Genomic DNA, 16,014 nt, shown 5'->3' with positions numbered 1-16,014 from the left:
TGTAATTCAAAATATGTTAGGATAATGAAGAATAAGGAAGTAAAAGTAAGGTAGTGATAAGGATGAGAGTAGTAGCAGGTTTATATAAAGGCCATGCGTTAAAGGCGGTTCCAGGATACTCAACCCGCCCTACAACAGATAAGGTGAAAGAAGCTATTTTTAATATGATTGGACCGTTTTTTGAAGGTGGAACAGCTCTTGATTTGTTCGGTGGAAGCGGTGGCTTGGGAATTGAAGCTCTAAGTCGAGGAATAGATAAAGTCATTTTTGTGGATCGGGATGGCAAAGCGATTCAGACGATTAAAGCAAACTTAGCATCCTGTCGGTTAGAAGACCGCGCTGAAGTGTATCGAAATGATGCAGAGCGTGCACTGAAAGCGATAAAGAAAAGGGAGCTGACTGTCGATTTACTTTTGCTTGACCCACCGTATAAAGCACAAAAGTTGAAAGCGCTTATCGAAACGGTAAGTGAAGAAAACCTTCTGACAAAAACAGGAATTATTGTAGCGGAGCATTCTCATGATGTACATTTAGATAATGAGGTTGGTTTATTTGAAAAAATAAAAAGCGAAACGTACGGTATCATTGGTGTTTCTATTTATACATACAAGAAAGAAGAATCAGTTGAATAAATCAATGAGCTGTTAGATGTAGAAAGGGGATACGTATGGGCAGTATAGCTGTTTGTCCAGGAAGCTTTGATCCAGTTACGAATGGACATTTTGATATTATTAAACGAGGCGCAAATGTATTTGATACGATTTATGTGGTTGTTTTAAATAACTCCTCAAAAAGTCCTCTATTTACAGGGGAAGAGCGAGTAGCTTTGCTGAAAGAAGTAACAAAATCACTTCCTAATGTGGTAGTAGAGTCGTACAGCGGATTATTAATGGAGTATGCAAAAGAAAAGCAGGCAAAGACCATTTTAAGAGGTTTGCGTGCAGTATCAGATTTTGAGTACGAAATGCAAATCACATCTGTAAATCGCGTATTAGATAAAGAAATCGAAACGTTATTTATGATGACAAATAATCAATACTCGTTTTTAAGTTCTAGTATTGTAAAAGAGGTAGCTAAATATGGCGGGAATATTTCTGAATTAGTTCCTCCCCCTGTTAGAGAAGCGCTTGCAGAAAAATTTGAGCAGCTGTCTCAAAAATAAGATAAAAAAGAACGTGACGTTTTCTTTGCCGATAAGAAAACGTCACGTTCTTTTTTTACTAGGAACGATGAAGAAACGCTCGTTTTGAATATATATAAATATAGCAGCACAGCGTAAAAATCGTTAGGAGCGGGCCGTACACGTTTAGCCACTGCGATAGAATCGTAACGGACTCCAAGTGAGAAAAAACCGGCAGTGCTCCTTCAGATGCTTGAAAAGTAGTAATGGATTCCCGAAGAGGACCCCATAGAAAGATAGTGAATACTACCGCAAAACAGCCGTGAAAAATTCGGGCAATAAAAAACGGGAAAAATCGAATATCTGTTTCGGCGAGTATGCTAGCTACTTGTGCTTGAACAGAGAAACCGCTAAAGCCTAATACAAAGCTAACGATGATAATTTGATGAAACAGCAGCGTGTCCGGTGCTTCGCTTGCTAGGCGGCTTCCTAACGTAATTTCAAAAAGCCCCGAAATAAAGGGAAGGCTCAGCTCAGTCCCTATATGACAAAGGGAAAATAAATAAGCTAGACCGCCGCTTAAAACGGCCGTGATATGAGTCACATATAAAAGTTTGTTTAATACAGAAAATAAAATGATAAAACCGCCAATCATTAAGAGAGATTGAACTGCAGAAGTAACCGCATCTCCTAAAAGCTTCCCGATAGGACGCTTATCTTTTAATCGCGTTTTATGCATTTCGTGAAAAGCTAACGATAAAGAAGGTTTTTGAATTACTTGTCCTTTAGGTTTTGCTGATCCATAAAACCGCATCACCAGTCCTACACAAATATTCCCTATGTAATGAGAGAGAGCTAATATGATACCGACAGCTGGATTGTGAAAAAAGCCAACTGCCACAGCTCCAAAAATAAAAATAGGGTTAGATGAGTTAGTAAATGATACGAGTCTTTCAGCTTCAATAGCTGTTAGCTGTTTTTCTTGGCGCAGCCGGGAAGTGATTTTTGCACCTGAAGGAAACCCAGAAGCCATGCCCATTGCTAAAGCAAAACCCCCTACTCCAGGTACTCGGAATAAAGGCCTCATAAACGGCTCTAATAAGATCCCAATGAACTTCACTACGCCAAACCCAATAAGCATTTCTGAAACAATAAAAAAGGGCAGCAGAGAAGGAAAGACGACCTTCCACCATGTGTTGAGACCTCTTACTGAACCTTCTAGCGCTTCTTTTGGATATACAATAAGCGCAATAGCGAGAAGTGTTACGCTCGTCCCGAGCAGAAGTGTTTTCACCATCGATTTATTCAACGAACGATTCATCTCCTTTTCTAAGCTCACGTCATTTTGATAGTAATGAAATGAGGAGTTTTAGGCAAATGTACAAGTTCTTCTATATATCAATATACGAAGCTATGCATCGACTTTATGCCTATGTGTAAGGAGAAAATAAATTCATACTGAATAAAAAGGCGTCTTGTCACATTTGGAAATACAATTCATATACATAAATCAATGCACTTCTAGAATAGTCAAGGAGTAAAAAAACGTATACGCAGCAAGAGAAGAGTAAGAATTTCTTAAAACAACCTTCAGTATAGTATAATGCTTAATAACCACCGTTGATTGAGCAAAACATATCTTTAGCTTCATACAAAATGAACAAATAGAAAATGAAGAATAGTCCTATTGAAGACAGGGCAACAATGATAGAGAAGCTCATCAAAAGTTTTTACATTTTTAGAAGTCTATAAGGTAAAACGAGGGGGCAGGTAAAGTGGAAAGCCCAAAAATAGGAGTTGCGTTAGGCTCAGGTGGAGCTAGAGGTTTTGCACATTTAGGAGTAATCAAAGCGCTAACAGAAAATAACATTCCTATTGATTTTCTAGCTGGCAGCAGCATGGGAGCTTTAGTTGGTGCACTATATGCGTCGGGTATTGAACTGGCAACTCTTTATAAAATGGCGCTAACGTTCAAACGAAAGTATTATTTGGATTTTACCGTACCAAAAATGGGATTTATTACGGGCAACAGAGTAAAGTCGTTGGTTCGCACTTTTACGCAAAATAGAAACATTGAACAGTTATCTATACCGTTTGCCATTGTAGCGACAGATTTGAAAACAGGAGAGAAAGTGGTGTTTAAAAAAGGACCTATCGCTGAAGCGGTGAGAGCAAGTATTTCAATTCCAGGAATCTTTGCTCCCGAAGTAATTGATGGGCGATTGCTTGTAGACGGCGGGGTAGTGGATCGTATTCCTGTATCGGTTGTAAAAGAGATGGGATCTGATATTGTCATTGGAGTCGATGTATCAAAAGCGAAAGTGAATGCAGAAATCAGCTCCATTTTTGATGTCATTATGCAAAGTTTAGATATTTTGCAAGATGAGCTAGTAGCTCATCGAACTATTGCTTCAGACGTTATGATTCGTCCTAATCTCGATACTTTTAGTTCCAGAGCATTTACAAACATTCAAGAAATGATGTCAATTGGTGAACAAGCAGCACATGAGCAGTTGCCTTCTATTCTACAAGCAATTGATCATTGGAAGGAGAACAAAAAAAGTGAAATCTAGAATTAGAATTTTGGTATATTTGGCTGTTATTGCAGTGGTGGCAATGCTTTGTTTTTATCCATTGCCGTACTACATTACAAAGCCTGGAATGGCAGAAGAACTTGCGCCTATTATTAAGGTAGAAGATGGATACCATGAAAAAGGGACGTTTATGCTTACAACTGTAAGAATGGGCAGAGCAACTCCTCTTTCATATGGTCTTGCGAAAATACAGGACTTTCATGAAATTTTCCCTACAAAGCAAATTTTGCAGCAGGGTGAAAGCGATGAAGATTACTCGACAAGGCAATTACATATGATGGATACGTCAAAAAATGCCGCTATTTCAGTAGCATATGAAGCAGCTGGAAAGAGCGTTTCCTACCACAATAAAGGCGTATATGTTACATATGTTGTAGAAAATATGCCTGCACATGGAAAACTTCATGTTGGAGATGTCGTGACAAAAGTAGATGAGAAAAAAATTCAAACTGCTGAGGACTTAATCAACTACGTATCGACTAAAAAAGCAGGAGATTCAGTATCAATTTATGTGAAAAGAGATGGCAAAGAAAGCAAACGTACTCTAAAAGTTAAAGCATTTCCTGACGAGCCGAAACGAGTAGGCCTAGGAATTGCCTTAGAAACGAACCAAGAATTAAAAGTCAAGCCCGATATACATATTGATACTGAAAAAATAGGAGGGCCTTCAGCGGGACTGATGTTCTCACTTGAAATCTATAATCAGCTTGTTAAAGAGGACATGACAAAAGGCCACCGCGTTGCAGGTACAGGGACTATCAATGATAAAGGAGAGGTAGGACCAATCGGAGGTATTTCACAAAAGATTGTAGCCGCAGATAAAGAAGGAGCAGAGATTTTCTTTGCACCAAATGAAAAAGGGGCTGCTGGCTCTAACTACCGAGAAGCAGTGAAGACAGCCAAAAAAATAAACAGTGATATGAAAATTGTACCCGTAGATTCATTTTCGGATGCCGTAACCTATTTAGAAAAGCTGAAACCATAAAAAAATCGTCTCTTGCAGACGATTTTTTTATGGCCAAATGATAGGAGGCTGCGTATATTCTTGTTTCATAAACTGAGAGCGCAGAGGCTCCTGAAACGGCATACTATAAACATGTGTCGCTTTAATATCGGTATCAATTTCTTTCAGTTTACATTGCGATACAGTGGATACAATAGGAAGGGACAGCTTTTTCTTAATTGTTTTTAAATAGGCTTGTCCGGTCTTTGACATTCCCAATAAGCGAATATAAGGATCAGCTTGTTGCATCTCACTTTTTGTTGTATTGGTTAAAAGGTGAACGCACATGCGCTGTAAACGGGTTCTCGTATATCGCTTCGTTTTAACATTTGTTAAAAAATCTTCAAATGAAGTAGATGAAGAAATATAAGATAGCAGTCGATGTTCAATACCTTCTTCTATTTCATAAATACGCTGTAAGTCATAAAGTGGAGTAGTTAATAGTTTGTATTTCAAAAATGGGAAATAGTGCTCCCAATGATGAAACTGTCCGTGTGCTTGTTTGTAAGCTGCTAATTCGTTTGCTGTACTAACTGGCATATGCTTGCCCAGGTCCCCATGGCTGCTGCTGTCAAAAATAGCTTTACGTATGCTTGTAGCGCTTGAAATAAAAGAGGAAGACAGGGAATCATCGTGATAATGTGATTGAATTCGAGTGATTGTATATGGTTTAATAGATGCATGCTGTTTTTTTATGGCAGCTACATAGCTCATTCCAAGCACATTATTTGGCTGAGATAGATCAATAGGAGCCTCCGTGAAAAGCTGTAAGAAAGCATTGGAAGCTGATTTTGGATAACTGTTTCCTTTTTTCATCTCTTGTTGAATTAAAGCGGATAGTTCTGATTCATGAGCTTCGAGCAAATCAGCGGTGCGGGTAAATGAGTCAATATTGCCATTTTCGCTGCCAAAGCATACAAAGTCAGCGTGAAGGGATTCCAAAATAGAAATAGCGCCGCTTGCGAATGTTTCAGCTTTTTGAGTAGAAAAAGCATAGGGTAATTCAACGACTAAGTCTGCACCAGCGGCTAAAGCCATTCTTGTGCGGGACCATTTCGATACAAGAGCAGGCTCTCCGCGCTGCAAAAAGTGCCCGCTCATCACAGCAATCACACAATCTGCTCCGGTTTGTTGTTTGGCTTGCTGCAAATGATAAGCGTGTCCGTTATGAAAAGGATTATATTCGACAATTATTCCAACTGCTTGCATAATGTCTCCTTTTAATTTATTATTTTTAGTCTAGCTCTTTGTTTTAAAAACATTTTTTTATGAAAGTAAGAAATTTTTACAAAAAAGCATATTTAAGTACATTATAGTGTAAAGAAAAAATATTGACAAATAATCTTGTGAAAGCTATAATAACCTTTGTTGCCTTGAGGTGATTAACAATGAAATGGACAATACATCAATTGTATCAGTTGCAAAATAAAGGTCTAACATTTGACGAAGTGATTGACGGCAAAGAGTTTATGAATGCTGATCCTCAAATTCGTAGAATGTCAGATGTAAACGTGAAAGGAAGAGCCGACATTAGCTCTTCGAAAGTAACGTTTCACCTTAAAATTTCAGGAGAAATGACGTTGCCTTGTGCTCGTACATTAGTTGACGTTCCGTATCCGTTTGAAATTAACGCAACTGAAACGTTTTTATTGAATGTGAATGCTGATTATGAAGAAGATGCTGAAGTACGCATTGTAGAGGGAGAAACGGTTGATTTACAACCTTTGATTCAAGAGTTAATTATTGTTGAAATTCCTCTGCAGGTATTTAGTGAAAATCAGCAAGCGGCAGGAGCAGCTCCACAGTCAGGAAAAGACTGGGAAGTTGTTACCGAAGAAGAACAGCAGGAAAAAGTAGATCCCCGCTTAGCCGTACTCGAAAATTTCTTTAAAGACAAAAAGAAATAAAAATGCGAAGATCCGGCTTTCGGGCCTTCATATGATTTTAAAATTCTTTTAAGGAGGTGGGAATAATGGCTGTACCTTTTAGAAGAACATCTAAAATGAAGAAAAGAACGCGTCGTACGCACTTTAAATTACAAGTTCCTGGTATGGTAGAGTGCCCAAATTGTGGTGAAATGAAACTATCACACCGCGTATGTAAAGCTTGTGGTACTTACAAAGGAAATGACGTAGTAAGCAAATAATTGCTTATTTAAATAAAAGACCCTCTTAAAGGGTCTTTTATTTTTTTTGCCTTTTTTCCTTCTCTGCCCTTTGGAAGAGAAGGATTTTTCTTATAGAACAAGAACTCTTTTTAAATAAACAATTACTGTTGTAAAAGGATTCATACCTTGTTCATAAGGAGGAAAAAGCATGAAAAAAAGCGAGCTGTTTACTACAAGCCAAGGCATTGCTACATTTGTGATTAATCGCCCTGAAAAGCGTAATGCTATTGATTATGATGTGATGAATGAACTGCAGCAAGCTGTAGATTATGTGAAACATAATCAGTTAGTAAAAGCTTTTGTAATTACAGGTGCTGGTTCAGACGCATTTTGCAGTGGAGGAGATTTAAGCGTATTTCATGAGCTAAAGACTTCGAAAGAGGCGTCTCAAATGTTAACGAAAATGGGGAGAATTCTTTATGAAATTTTAACGCTCCCAAAACCAACAGTTGCCCTTTTGAATGGAACATCGGTTGGGGGGGGATGTGAGCTTGCGATTGCATGTGACTTCCGTATAAGTGCAACACATAGCGAAATGGGCTTTATTCAAGGGAATTTAGGAATTACAACAGGCTGGGGAGGCGGAACCATTCTTCTTGAAAAGCTGCGGTATCAAGAAGCGATGGAAATGATCTACAGTGCTCAGCTGTATGGAGTAGAACGAGCAAAGCAAATTGGATTTCTTTCCTATGTTACGTCGTTTAAAGAGCTAACTATGAGGTGTGAGGAGTGGTTAGCTCCTATTACTCATAAATCGACCCAAGTATTGCAAGCTTACAAAGAAATCGCTATTGAGAAATGGGAGCAAAGCCAGGTTTGGAATCGAATGGAACAAGAAATTCATCGCTGTTCGATATTGTGGGAATCGCCTGAGCATGAAGAAGCGGTTCAAAAGGTCATCGTTAAAAAAACATAGTTATGAACTGCATTTCCATAGCAATATAGTTAATAAGCAAAAGATGAAAGAATCACGGGTTTCCCATTTTGCTTCAAAGTATATGAAAGATTTTCTTGATTGAGAAGAGGAACAATAGTCTATCTTATCTAGTAGGTGCATATTCATTTAATAAGTACGGATAAGGAGGGATAGAAAAATGACTTCTTCTCGTCAAGATGCATGGACTCATGATGAAGATTTATTACTCGCAGAAATTGTACTGCGTCATATACGTGAAGGTGGCACTCAGCTAGCTGCATTTGAAGAAGTGGGGAAGAAACTTACACGAACATCAGCAGCTTGTGGCTTCCGCTGGAATTCTTTTGTGCGCAAACAATACAAGACTGGTATTGACCTTGCGAAAAAACAGAGAAAAGAATTAAAAGCAAGAACTGTTTCAAAAGACGACGAGCAGCCTGCACGCTTATCATATATGGAAGCAGAGAAACATATTTCGCTTAATGAGGTAATTAAGTATTTAGAAAATGTAGATCAAGGGCAAAAACACTCGTCGGAGCTTCTCGAAGCTAATGAAGAACTGCAGCAAAAGATTGAACGTTTACAAGAGAAAGTAACGATTTTGGAAAAAGAAAAAAAAGCTTTGCAAAACAATTTGTTAATTGTGGAAGATGACTATAAAGCTCTTATTGAAATTATGGAGAGGGCTCGTAAAATGGTTGTATTAAAAGAGGATGAAAAAAGTAGAAAAGTGAAATTTCAAGTGGATAAAAATTTAAATTTAGAAAAAGTTCAAAAGTAAAGCGATAGCTTGAATGCTCCCTACTTCATGTTAATCATATATACCACATAGATATAAAATAAACAGCTGGAAATCAGCTGTTTATTTTTGTTCGCTTACACCGTTTGGTAGCCAAATAAGAGGGTTTTCTCCCAAATCACGATCGATATCATACGTTACAGGTACGAACCCCATTTTTGACCAAAAATCACTCGATTTTACTCGCGGGCTTGTTTTGATAGGTAATTGAAAGGATTTGGCATATTCAACGAGCGTTTGACCTAATCCTTTGCGCTGAAAATCGCTGAGCACTTCAAGTTTCCACACTTCAATATACGTTTGAGGCGGCTCGAAATATTGATCGTACTGTTTGTTTCGTTTATAGAGACTCATGCGAGCCACTAAGCTATTTCCAAAATAAATGCCGTAAAACGGAGAATTTATTTCATTATCGGAAATCTTGGCATGTAATTCTTCTAGCATTGAAAGTTCTTGAATGCCATATTCTTTGAATTTCTTGAACTCTTCTAGCGTTTTAAAATTAATTTTTAAATGCTTCACTTCGTAATTCATCCCATATCCCCCTTGTTATGTCTCCTTGCTAGATGAACGAACTGGATTGGTTCGTTCATCTAATATTATATAACAAAAATACAAAATATTCTGTTTTCGTGATTGGTGAACGAATATTCAATGCGCACAAAGAAAAATGAATTCTTTCGGTTAAATACGAAGAATACATTACTATAAACATCACTTTTTAGAAAGGAGGCAAAAGGGAAACAGAATTCAAATAGAAAGCGTTTTCAAAAATTGTAGAGGAGTTTTAAAATTATTGTAGAATTATATGGGGGAAAGTAGAAATTTGAGGAAAGGGGAGAGAAAGGTGAAAAAAATACTGATTGCAAATCGAGGAGAAATTGCTCTTCGTATTATTCATACATGCAAACAAATGGGCATTGAAACGGTGGCTGTCTATTCCGATGCAGATGCAGAACTTCCTTATGTTCAAGCGGCTACAAAAGCACGTCGAATTGGAGAGCCTCCTGTGCAAAAGTCATATTTGAATGTGGAAGAGCTGCTTAGAATTAGTCATGAAGAAAAAGTAGACGCCATTCATCCTGGATATGGATTTTTATCGGAAAATAGTGCATTTGCTAAAAGAGCGATTGATGAAGGTTTTTGTTTTATCGGTCCTTCTCCCGAAATCATTTCGATGATGGGCGACAAAATTGCTGCCCGCGCTGCGATGAAAGAAGCGGGTGTACCTGTTGTCCCCGGCAGCGAAGGTGATGTGACGTCGGTTGAAGAGGCTTGTAAAGTAGCGGGGGTAATTGGATATCCCGTTATGTTAAAAGCAAGCGGAGGCGGCGGAGGAATTGGGATGGTGCGCTGCGATAACGAAGAAGCAGTAAAACAGGTATATGCCTCAACAAAAGCAAGAGCAAAAGCATATTTTGGTCATGAAGGAATGTTTATTGAAAAGCTTATCACAAACGCAAAACATATCGAGGTACAGGTCTTTGGAGATCAGCATGGTAATGTCGTTCATCTTTTTGAACGCGATTGTTCTGTACAAAGAAGAAATCAAAAAGTGATTGAAGAAGCCCCTGCGCTTTCTTTAAAAGAAAGTACGCGACAAGCCATGCAAAACCAAGCCGTTCAAGCGGCTAAAGCAATCGGCTATTATAATGCGGGTACGGTGGAGTTTATCGTGGATGAAGACGAAAATTTTTATTTTCTTGAAATGAACACGCGGCTGCAAGTTGAGCATCCGATCACCGAGCAAATTGCAGGGGTCGATTTAGTTAAGTGGCAGATCTTAGCTGCGCGCGGTGAAAAGCTTCCTCGTATGCAAGAGGAAATAGCAGCAAATAACTACGCCATTGAATTTCGAATTTATGCAGAAGATCCGTTTACTTTTTTACCGGCTCCGGGGAAAATTACGGGTTATCACTTGCCGGAGCGAACCTACGCGCGCGTAGATAGCGGCTACAGTGATATGAATGCGGTTACACCTTTTTATGATCCAATGATTGCAAAGGTTATCATTACTGGTCGTACGCGTTCAAATGCAATTGAACTAGCTAAATCATATTTTACAGAAGCTGTTGTAGAGGGAATCAAAACAAATATTCCTCTATTTAAGCAGTTGTTAAATGAAGAGTTATATGAAAAGGGCACCTATAACACATCGTTATTATCAACAGTATTAAATAAAGGAGGAGCACCACAATGAGTGAAATCAAAGCGACAATGGCAGGCATGGTATTTAATGTGTTTGTTCAGCAAGGAGCAAGTGTAACTAAAGGAGAAGTTGTTGTTGTATTAGAATCTATGAAAATGGAAATTCCTATTGAAAGCGATCAAGCTGGTATTGCAGAGACTGTCCATATAGCCGTGGGGGATTTTGTGAACGAAGGCGACGTTTTGGTGACTATTTCATAACTCATAAAGGGGAGATATCATGATACATACAGGTGAATCTCAGAAAAAATATGATGAAAATCGTCAAAAAGTAGAGCGTGGCAACGCCGAGAAGTATAAAGAGAAACTTGCAAAACAACAGAAGCTTTTTGTAAGAGATCGTTTAGCCCTTTTATTCGATGACGGGAAATATGAAGAAGACGGCATGTTTGCAAATAATAAAGCCGAAGGGTTGCCGGCAGACGGTGTTGTAACTGCGATTGGAAAAGTAAACGGTGAAACGGTTTGTGTAATGGCTAATGATTCTACTGTAAAAGCAGGGTCTTGGGGAGCTAGAACAGTAGAAAAAATTATTCGGATTCAAGAAGTTGCAGAAAAACTGCATGTGCCTTTACTGTACCTAGTGGATTCTGCTGGAGCGCGTATTACGGATCAATTAGATATGTTTCCAAACCGCCGAGGAGCTGGAAGGATCTTTCACAATCAAGTAAAACTTTCCGGCGTCATTCCTCAAATTTGTTTGCTTTTCGGTCCGTCAGCAGCTGGAGGGGCTTATATCCCTGCATTTTGTGATATTGTTGTGATGGTAGATGGAAACGCTTCTATGTACTTAGGGTCGCCGCGTATGGCCGAAGCCGTTATTGGAGAAAAGGTTACGCTAGAAGAAATGGGAGGAGCGCATATGCACTGCAGCGTTAGCGGGTGCGGGGATGTGCTGGCTTATTCTGAAGAAGAAGCTATTTCGTATGCCAAATCTTATTTAACGTACTTTCCACAAAACTATCAAGAAAAGCCTAAAGTACAAAAAGCTAAAGAGCCTAAGCAGACAAAAGATTTAGTAGAACTAATTCCGGAGAATCAAAATGTTCCATTTGATATCTATGAAGCAATTGATACCCTTATTGACGAGGGGAGCTTTTTTGAAATAAAAAAACTGTTTGCCGCCGAATTGGTAACAGGGCTTGCACGAATAGATGGAAAAGTAGTAGGGATTGTTGCTAATCAGCCAAAAGTTAAAGGGGGAGTGCTGTTTGTAGATTCAGCAGATAAAGGCGCAAAATTTATTCAATTGTGCGATGCATTCCATATTCCTTTGCTGTTTTTAGCTGACGTGCCTGGATTTATGATTGGAACCAAAGTAGAAAGAGCTGGCATCATTAGACATGGAGCCAAATTAATTGCAGCGATGAGTTCAGCTACAGTTCCTAAAATTTCCGTAGTCATGCGTAAAGCTTATGGCGCAGGGCTTTACGCTATGGCTGGTCCGGCTTTTGAACCAGATTGCTGCATTGCATTGCCTACTGCTCAAATTGCCGTAATGGGTCCTGAAGCTGCAGTAAATGCCGTCTATTCTAATAAAATTAATGAAATTGAAGATCCGAAAGAGCGGTTCATGTTTGTTAAACAGAAACAGCAAGAGTATAAAGAACACATCGATATCTATACGCTGGCATCTGAACTTATTATTGACGACATCGTTCCTGCTAACGAACTGCGTCGAACGTTAATTGACCGCTTTCGATTATATGAAACAAAGAATGTGACCTTTAGCCGTCGTAAACATCCGGTGTATCCCGTATAATAGAAAAAAACGGGATCACTCTAAATAATTTACAATAAGCCCGGTGATTTTTAATCACACGGGCTATATGAATAGGTAAAATTTAAAGAATGCATTTAATTCAAAGCATTTTTTTGCTAAAATGAAACTCAATAATAGAAAGAGGAACAAAAAATACGATGAAAACTATAGGTATTATTGGAGGCGGATCATTAGGTCTGTTGTTTAGCGCGTATTTATCAGATTGTTATGATGTAACCTTGTACACGAAAACACCAACTCAAGCAAAGTGTATTAACGAAAATGGAATTACCTTACATAGACAAGGGGAACATCACACGAAAAAAGTCAGTGCTATCCCTCTGGAAAAAAACATAAAAGAAGCAGATTTAATCATTATTACTGTAAAACAGTATCATTTAAAAGAGATTATTCCTTTTATTAAAACCCTTACTATACATACTCCCCTTTTGTTTATCCAAAACGGTATGAGCCATATTGAAATTCTCAAAAACCTCCCGCAGCGCACTCTCTATTTGGGTACAGTTGAACATGGGGCAATGCGTACAAATATGGATAGCGTCCATCATACAGGAATAGGAACAACCCGTATTGCTTCGTACAGAGGAGAAATGGAGTCTATCTTACCGATTGTGAATTTTCCTTGGGTAATTGAAAAAGATTGGTATGCGATGCTGGTGAAGAAATTAGTTGTAAATGCGCTCATTAATCCTCTTACGGCGCTGTATCGCGTGAAAAATGGGCAGCTGATTCACAACAGCTACTTTTATAAAACGATGCGTCTATTGTATGAAGAGATTGCAGATGTGTTAAAACTGGATTCAGCTTTTAATTATTGGGAAAATGCGCTGGGGGTTTGTTCGCGCACGAGTACAAATCAATCTTCTATGCTAAAAGATATACAGGAGGGGCGGCAAACCGAGATTGATGCTATCTTAGGTTATATCCAAACACAAGCTGCTGAAAAAAGAACGTCGACGCCTATTGTTGACTTTTTATATAGGTCAATAAAAGGAATCGAAGAAGAAAAGGGTGAGTAACATGGGAAGTTTTATTGCTGGCGTTTTTGCGACGTTTGTCACTCTGCCGCTCGTCGGTTTTTTTATTCTATACATGCTTTTACGCAAACTGACGAAAAATAAAAGGAAATCTGTCCACATAGCAACGTACATTACTACGGTTTTTCTTATTTTGTCCGTGCATTATGCAGCTGTGGAAATTTTTGGGCACTCTTTTTTGTGGTTGATTGCGTTAGTCCTTTTAGTTGTGGCAATGATTATGATGTTTGTACATTGGAAAGTCAAACATGACTTAGAAATGAAGCTTATTGCGAAAGGGTTCTTTCGGATGAATTTCGTTTTGTTTCTTATTGCACATATTGTGTTAAATATAGGTGGAATCGCTTTTCGTATTTCCTCTCTGTAAAGCATGTTACTAGACGTGAGCAGTTACATTATGGATAATGAAGCTATATGTAGAGAATATAAGTATTAGGAAAAGAAAGGAAGTTCTTTCATGGAGATTACAGACGTCTCTTTAAAGGCGGGAAACAAACTAACGAACGATTACATAAAAGGTGAAAAGCAAGCACTTTCCTTTTTTCATTATAATATACACGAAAAAGACGTATATGAAAAACGTTTAGCGGACGTTCAAAAGCAGTCTTATCCAAGAGAACAGCTTGCTGAGTATCTGCTTGATTTTAATAAGCGCTACGGAGCATCTTCTAAGACGATTGAAAATATTGAAAAGCTAAAAGATCCTAACAGCGTAGTGGTCGTTGGAGGTCAGCAAGCGGGGCTGCTTACGGGTCCTTTGTACACCATTCATAAAGTGATTTCAATTGTGCTGCTAGCTAAACAACAAGAGGCAGCTCTAAACGTGCCCGTGCTTCCGGTATTTTGGATTGCTGGAGAAGATCATGATTTTGCTGAGATCAACCATGTATACACAGAGCATAAAAACCAGCTTTTAAAGAAAACGTTAAAGCATTCTTTAAAGAAAAAGCAAATGGTTTCTCAAATCGAATTAGATCATGAAGCCTGTAGAAGCTGGGTTCGTGATGTTTTTCAAACGTTTAACGAAACGGCGCATACAAATCAGGTGTTACACTTTGTTTTAGAGGCGTTAGATAAATCACGTACCTATGTCGATTTCTTTGCTCATTTGGTTACCACATTGTTTGCAGAGTCAGGTCTTATTTTAATGGATGCAGCTTCTAGAGAAGTGCGCAGCATTGAATCTTCTTTCTTTGTGACGTTAATTGAACAAAATGACAAATTATCGTCAGCCGTTATGGAACAGCAAACAGAGATTCAAAAACAATACGGACGAATGATTGAAGTGGGAGAAGAAACGGCCCATCTCTTTTATTCACACAACGAAAACAGAGTACTTTTAGAAAGAGACACAGAGCAAGAGCAGTTTGTTGGAAAGCAAAATGAACTCGCGCTGTCTAAAGAAGAGCTGGTTCAAATTGCTAAACAAACGCCAGAGCTTCTTAGTAATAACGTTGTGACTAGACCCCTTATGCAGGAGTACTTACTTCCTACCCTTGCGTTTATTGCAGGTCCAGGGGAAGTAGCGTATTGGGCAGAGCTTGAAAAAGCATTTTCTTTATTTAGCTTTAAAATGCCTCCCGTGGTTCCGAGGTTATCCTATGCAATCGTAGAAAGACATATCGAGAAGTATATGGATGAACTTCAGTTAGACCTTTCGAATGTCATTAACAAAGGCGTAGATGCAGAGAGGGAGCACTGGCTTAAGACAGAAGTTCACAACCCGTACGAAATGTATTTTGAAAAAGCGAAAGAAGATTTTGAAAAAATTCATAAAACTCTTCGTGAAAATATTCAAAAAGAAGACAAAACATTTGATGAAGTCATGCTTAAAAATCGAGCGATTATTCAAAAACAGTTTGAAACCATTCAAAAGATTGTCGAATCCAAACAGCTCATTAAGCACGATGTGAAGCATTCAAAATATGCTCAAATTGAACTTGCTCTTCGTCCCTACAATGCTCCACAAGAACGCATGTGGAATATTATGTATTATTTAAACGGCTATGGTATGCAATTTGTGTCAGATTTACTAAGTGCTGAAGTCGAATTAAATCACCAGTTAAAAGTCTGTTATGTCTAATAAAATCCTGCTGAAAAGCAGGATTTTTATTTTGGAAAAGAGAACAAGTTTACAAGGTGAATGTCAGCCAATTGGATCCTTATAAGGTATTTATTTCTAATTACACAAAAAAACCTTATATTCCTTACATTTTATTCTACGAATATGTCCTACTTTTAACAAAATGACACTATTTGTGACAAAAAGACAAAATTCTACTTAATTCTTATATAAATAGCTGAAATAATGTTGAACTTTGATATATAATATAAACGTGTATATATATCAAAGAAAAACACCGTTTTTTGCTTTTTGTATACATAAC

17 protein-coding genes are annotated in these 16,014 nt (G+C 38.2%); 14 read left to right on the top strand and 3 right to left on the bottom strand.

Annotated features, from left to right (window positions below):
* The first annotated feature begins 62 nt into the window (after positions 1-62).
* Together rsmD and coaD are read left to right on the top strand one after the other, a co-directional pair.
* Positions 63-632 (top strand): 16S rRNA (guanine(966)-N(2))-methyltransferase RsmD, encoded by a 570-nt coding sequence (gene rsmD, locus LJY09_RS21255; protein WP_028411488.1) that lies wholly within the window; start codon positions 63-65, stop codon positions 630-632.
* 35 nt (positions 633-667) lie between these two features.
* Positions 668-1,162: a pantetheine-phosphate adenylyltransferase gene (coaD, locus tag LJY09_RS21250; RefSeq protein ID WP_013058982.1), complete on the top strand. Its 495-nt coding sequence runs from the start codon at positions 668-670 to the stop codon at positions 1,160-1,162.
* Between the two features lie 58 nt (positions 1,163-1,220).
* Here coaD and ylbJ read toward each other — a convergent pair whose 3' ends face one another.
* The gene (gene ylbJ / locus LJY09_RS21245; RefSeq protein ID WP_028411487.1) at positions 1,221-2,429 is read right to left on the bottom strand and encodes a sporulation integral membrane protein YlbJ; all 1,209 of its coding nucleotides are present in this window, start codon (positions 2,427-2,429) and stop codon (positions 1,221-1,223) included.
* A 466-nt stretch (positions 2,430-2,895) separates the two neighbouring features.
* Between ylbJ and LJY09_RS21240 the strand changes: the two genes are divergently transcribed.
* Together LJY09_RS21240 and LJY09_RS21235 are read left to right on the top strand one after the other, a co-directional pair.
* Entirely contained in the window at positions 2,896-3,693 is a 798-nt protein-coding gene (locus LJY09_RS21240) for a patatin-like phospholipase family protein (RefSeq protein ID WP_028411486.1), read from the top strand.
* Positions 3,683-4,699 (top strand): SepM family pheromone-processing serine protease, encoded by a 1,017-nt coding sequence (locus LJY09_RS21235; protein WP_308012705.1) that lies wholly within the window; start codon positions 3,683-3,685, stop codon positions 4,697-4,699. The genes LJY09_RS21240 and LJY09_RS21235 overlap by 11 nt, the downstream gene beginning before the upstream one ends.
* A 27-nt stretch (positions 4,700-4,726) precedes the next feature.
* Here the strand turns inward: LJY09_RS21235 and LJY09_RS21230 are convergent, their stop codons facing one another.
* Positions 4,727-5,926, bottom strand: coding sequence for a nucleotidyltransferase (locus tag LJY09_RS21230; protein ID WP_154973124.1), 1,200 nt, complete (start codon positions 5,924-5,926; stop codon positions 4,727-4,729).
* Positions 5,927-6,105: 179 nt separating this feature from the next.
* Between LJY09_RS21230 and LJY09_RS21225 the strand changes: the two genes are divergently transcribed.
* The 4 genes from LJY09_RS21225 to LJY09_RS21210 all read left to right on the top strand — a co-directional run bounded on the left by LJY09_RS21225 (position 6,106) and on the right by LJY09_RS21210 (position 8,581).
* Positions 6,106-6,624, top strand: a complete 519-nt coding sequence (locus LJY09_RS21225; RefSeq protein ID WP_014458367.1) for a YceD family protein — start codon at positions 6,106-6,108, stop codon at positions 6,622-6,624.
* A gap of 65 nt (positions 6,625-6,689) precedes the next feature.
* The gene (rpmF, locus tag LJY09_RS21220; RefSeq protein ID WP_013058976.1) at positions 6,690-6,863 is read left to right on the top strand and encodes a 50S ribosomal protein L32; all 174 of its coding nucleotides are present in this window, start codon (positions 6,690-6,692) and stop codon (positions 6,861-6,863) included.
* 169 nt (positions 6,864-7,032) lie between these two features.
* Positions 7,033-7,800: an enoyl-CoA hydratase/isomerase family protein gene (locus tag LJY09_RS21215; RefSeq protein ID WP_155017492.1), complete on the top strand. Its 768-nt coding sequence runs from the start codon at positions 7,033-7,035 to the stop codon at positions 7,798-7,800.
* A gap of 178 nt (positions 7,801-7,978) precedes the next feature.
* Positions 7,979-8,581 (top strand): RsfA family transcriptional regulator, encoded by a 603-nt coding sequence (locus tag LJY09_RS21210; protein WP_028411482.1) that lies wholly within the window; start codon positions 7,979-7,981, stop codon positions 8,579-8,581.
* A gap of 81 nt (positions 8,582-8,662) precedes the next feature.
* On the opposite strand, the gene LJY09_RS21205 is transcribed toward LJY09_RS21210, so the two are convergent.
* The gene (locus LJY09_RS21205; RefSeq protein ID WP_013058973.1) at positions 8,663-9,133 is read right to left on the bottom strand and encodes an N-acetyltransferase; all 471 of its coding nucleotides are present in this window, start codon (positions 9,131-9,133) and stop codon (positions 8,663-8,665) included.
* Positions 9,134-9,446: 313 nt separating this feature from the next.
* Between LJY09_RS21205 and LJY09_RS21200 the strand changes: the two genes are divergently transcribed.
* The 6 genes from LJY09_RS21200 (at position 9,447) to bshC (ending at position 15,710) form a co-directional block, all read left to right on the top strand.
* The gene (locus LJY09_RS21200) at positions 9,447-10,799 is read left to right on the top strand and encodes an acetyl-CoA carboxylase biotin carboxylase subunit (RefSeq protein ID WP_033579760.1); all 1,353 of its coding nucleotides are present in this window, start codon (positions 9,447-9,449) and stop codon (positions 10,797-10,799) included.
* A complete protein-coding gene (locus LJY09_RS21195) occupies positions 10,796-11,008 on the top strand; it encodes a biotin/lipoyl-containing protein (protein WP_033579761.1) in 213 nt (70 codons plus the stop codon). The genes LJY09_RS21200 and LJY09_RS21195 overlap by 4 nt, the downstream gene beginning before the upstream one ends.
* A 19-nt stretch (positions 11,009-11,027) precedes the next feature.
* Positions 11,028-12,569 (top strand): acyl-CoA carboxylase subunit beta, encoded by a 1,542-nt coding sequence (locus LJY09_RS21190; protein ID WP_154973126.1) that lies wholly within the window; start codon positions 11,028-11,030, stop codon positions 12,567-12,569.
* A 158-nt stretch (positions 12,570-12,727) separates the two neighbouring features.
* A complete protein-coding gene (locus tag LJY09_RS21185; protein ID WP_028411479.1) occupies positions 12,728-13,609 on the top strand; it encodes a 2-dehydropantoate 2-reductase in 882 nt (293 codons plus the stop codon).
* A gap of 1 nt (position 13,610) precedes the next feature.
* Complete coding sequence (locus LJY09_RS21180; RefSeq protein ID WP_013058968.1) at positions 13,611-13,994, top strand: DUF3397 domain-containing protein; 384 nt, start codon at positions 13,611-13,613, stop codon at positions 13,992-13,994.
* Positions 13,995-14,084: 90 nt separating this feature from the next.
* Positions 14,085-15,710, top strand: a complete 1,626-nt coding sequence (gene bshC / locus LJY09_RS21175; RefSeq protein WP_028411478.1) for a bacillithiol biosynthesis cysteine-adding enzyme BshC — start codon at positions 14,085-14,087, stop codon at positions 15,708-15,710.
* Positions 15,711-16,014 lie beyond the last annotated feature (304 nt).

Origin of the sequence: Priestia sp. J2 (assembly GCF_020790095.1) — a bacterium.
In the GTDB taxonomy this organism is placed as follows: domain Bacteria; phylum Bacillota; class Bacilli; order Bacillales; family Bacillaceae_H; genus Priestia; species Priestia zanthoxyli.
The sequence above is the reverse complement of the archived record's forward strand: the minus strand, read 5'-3'. Positions and strand labels throughout refer to the sequence as shown.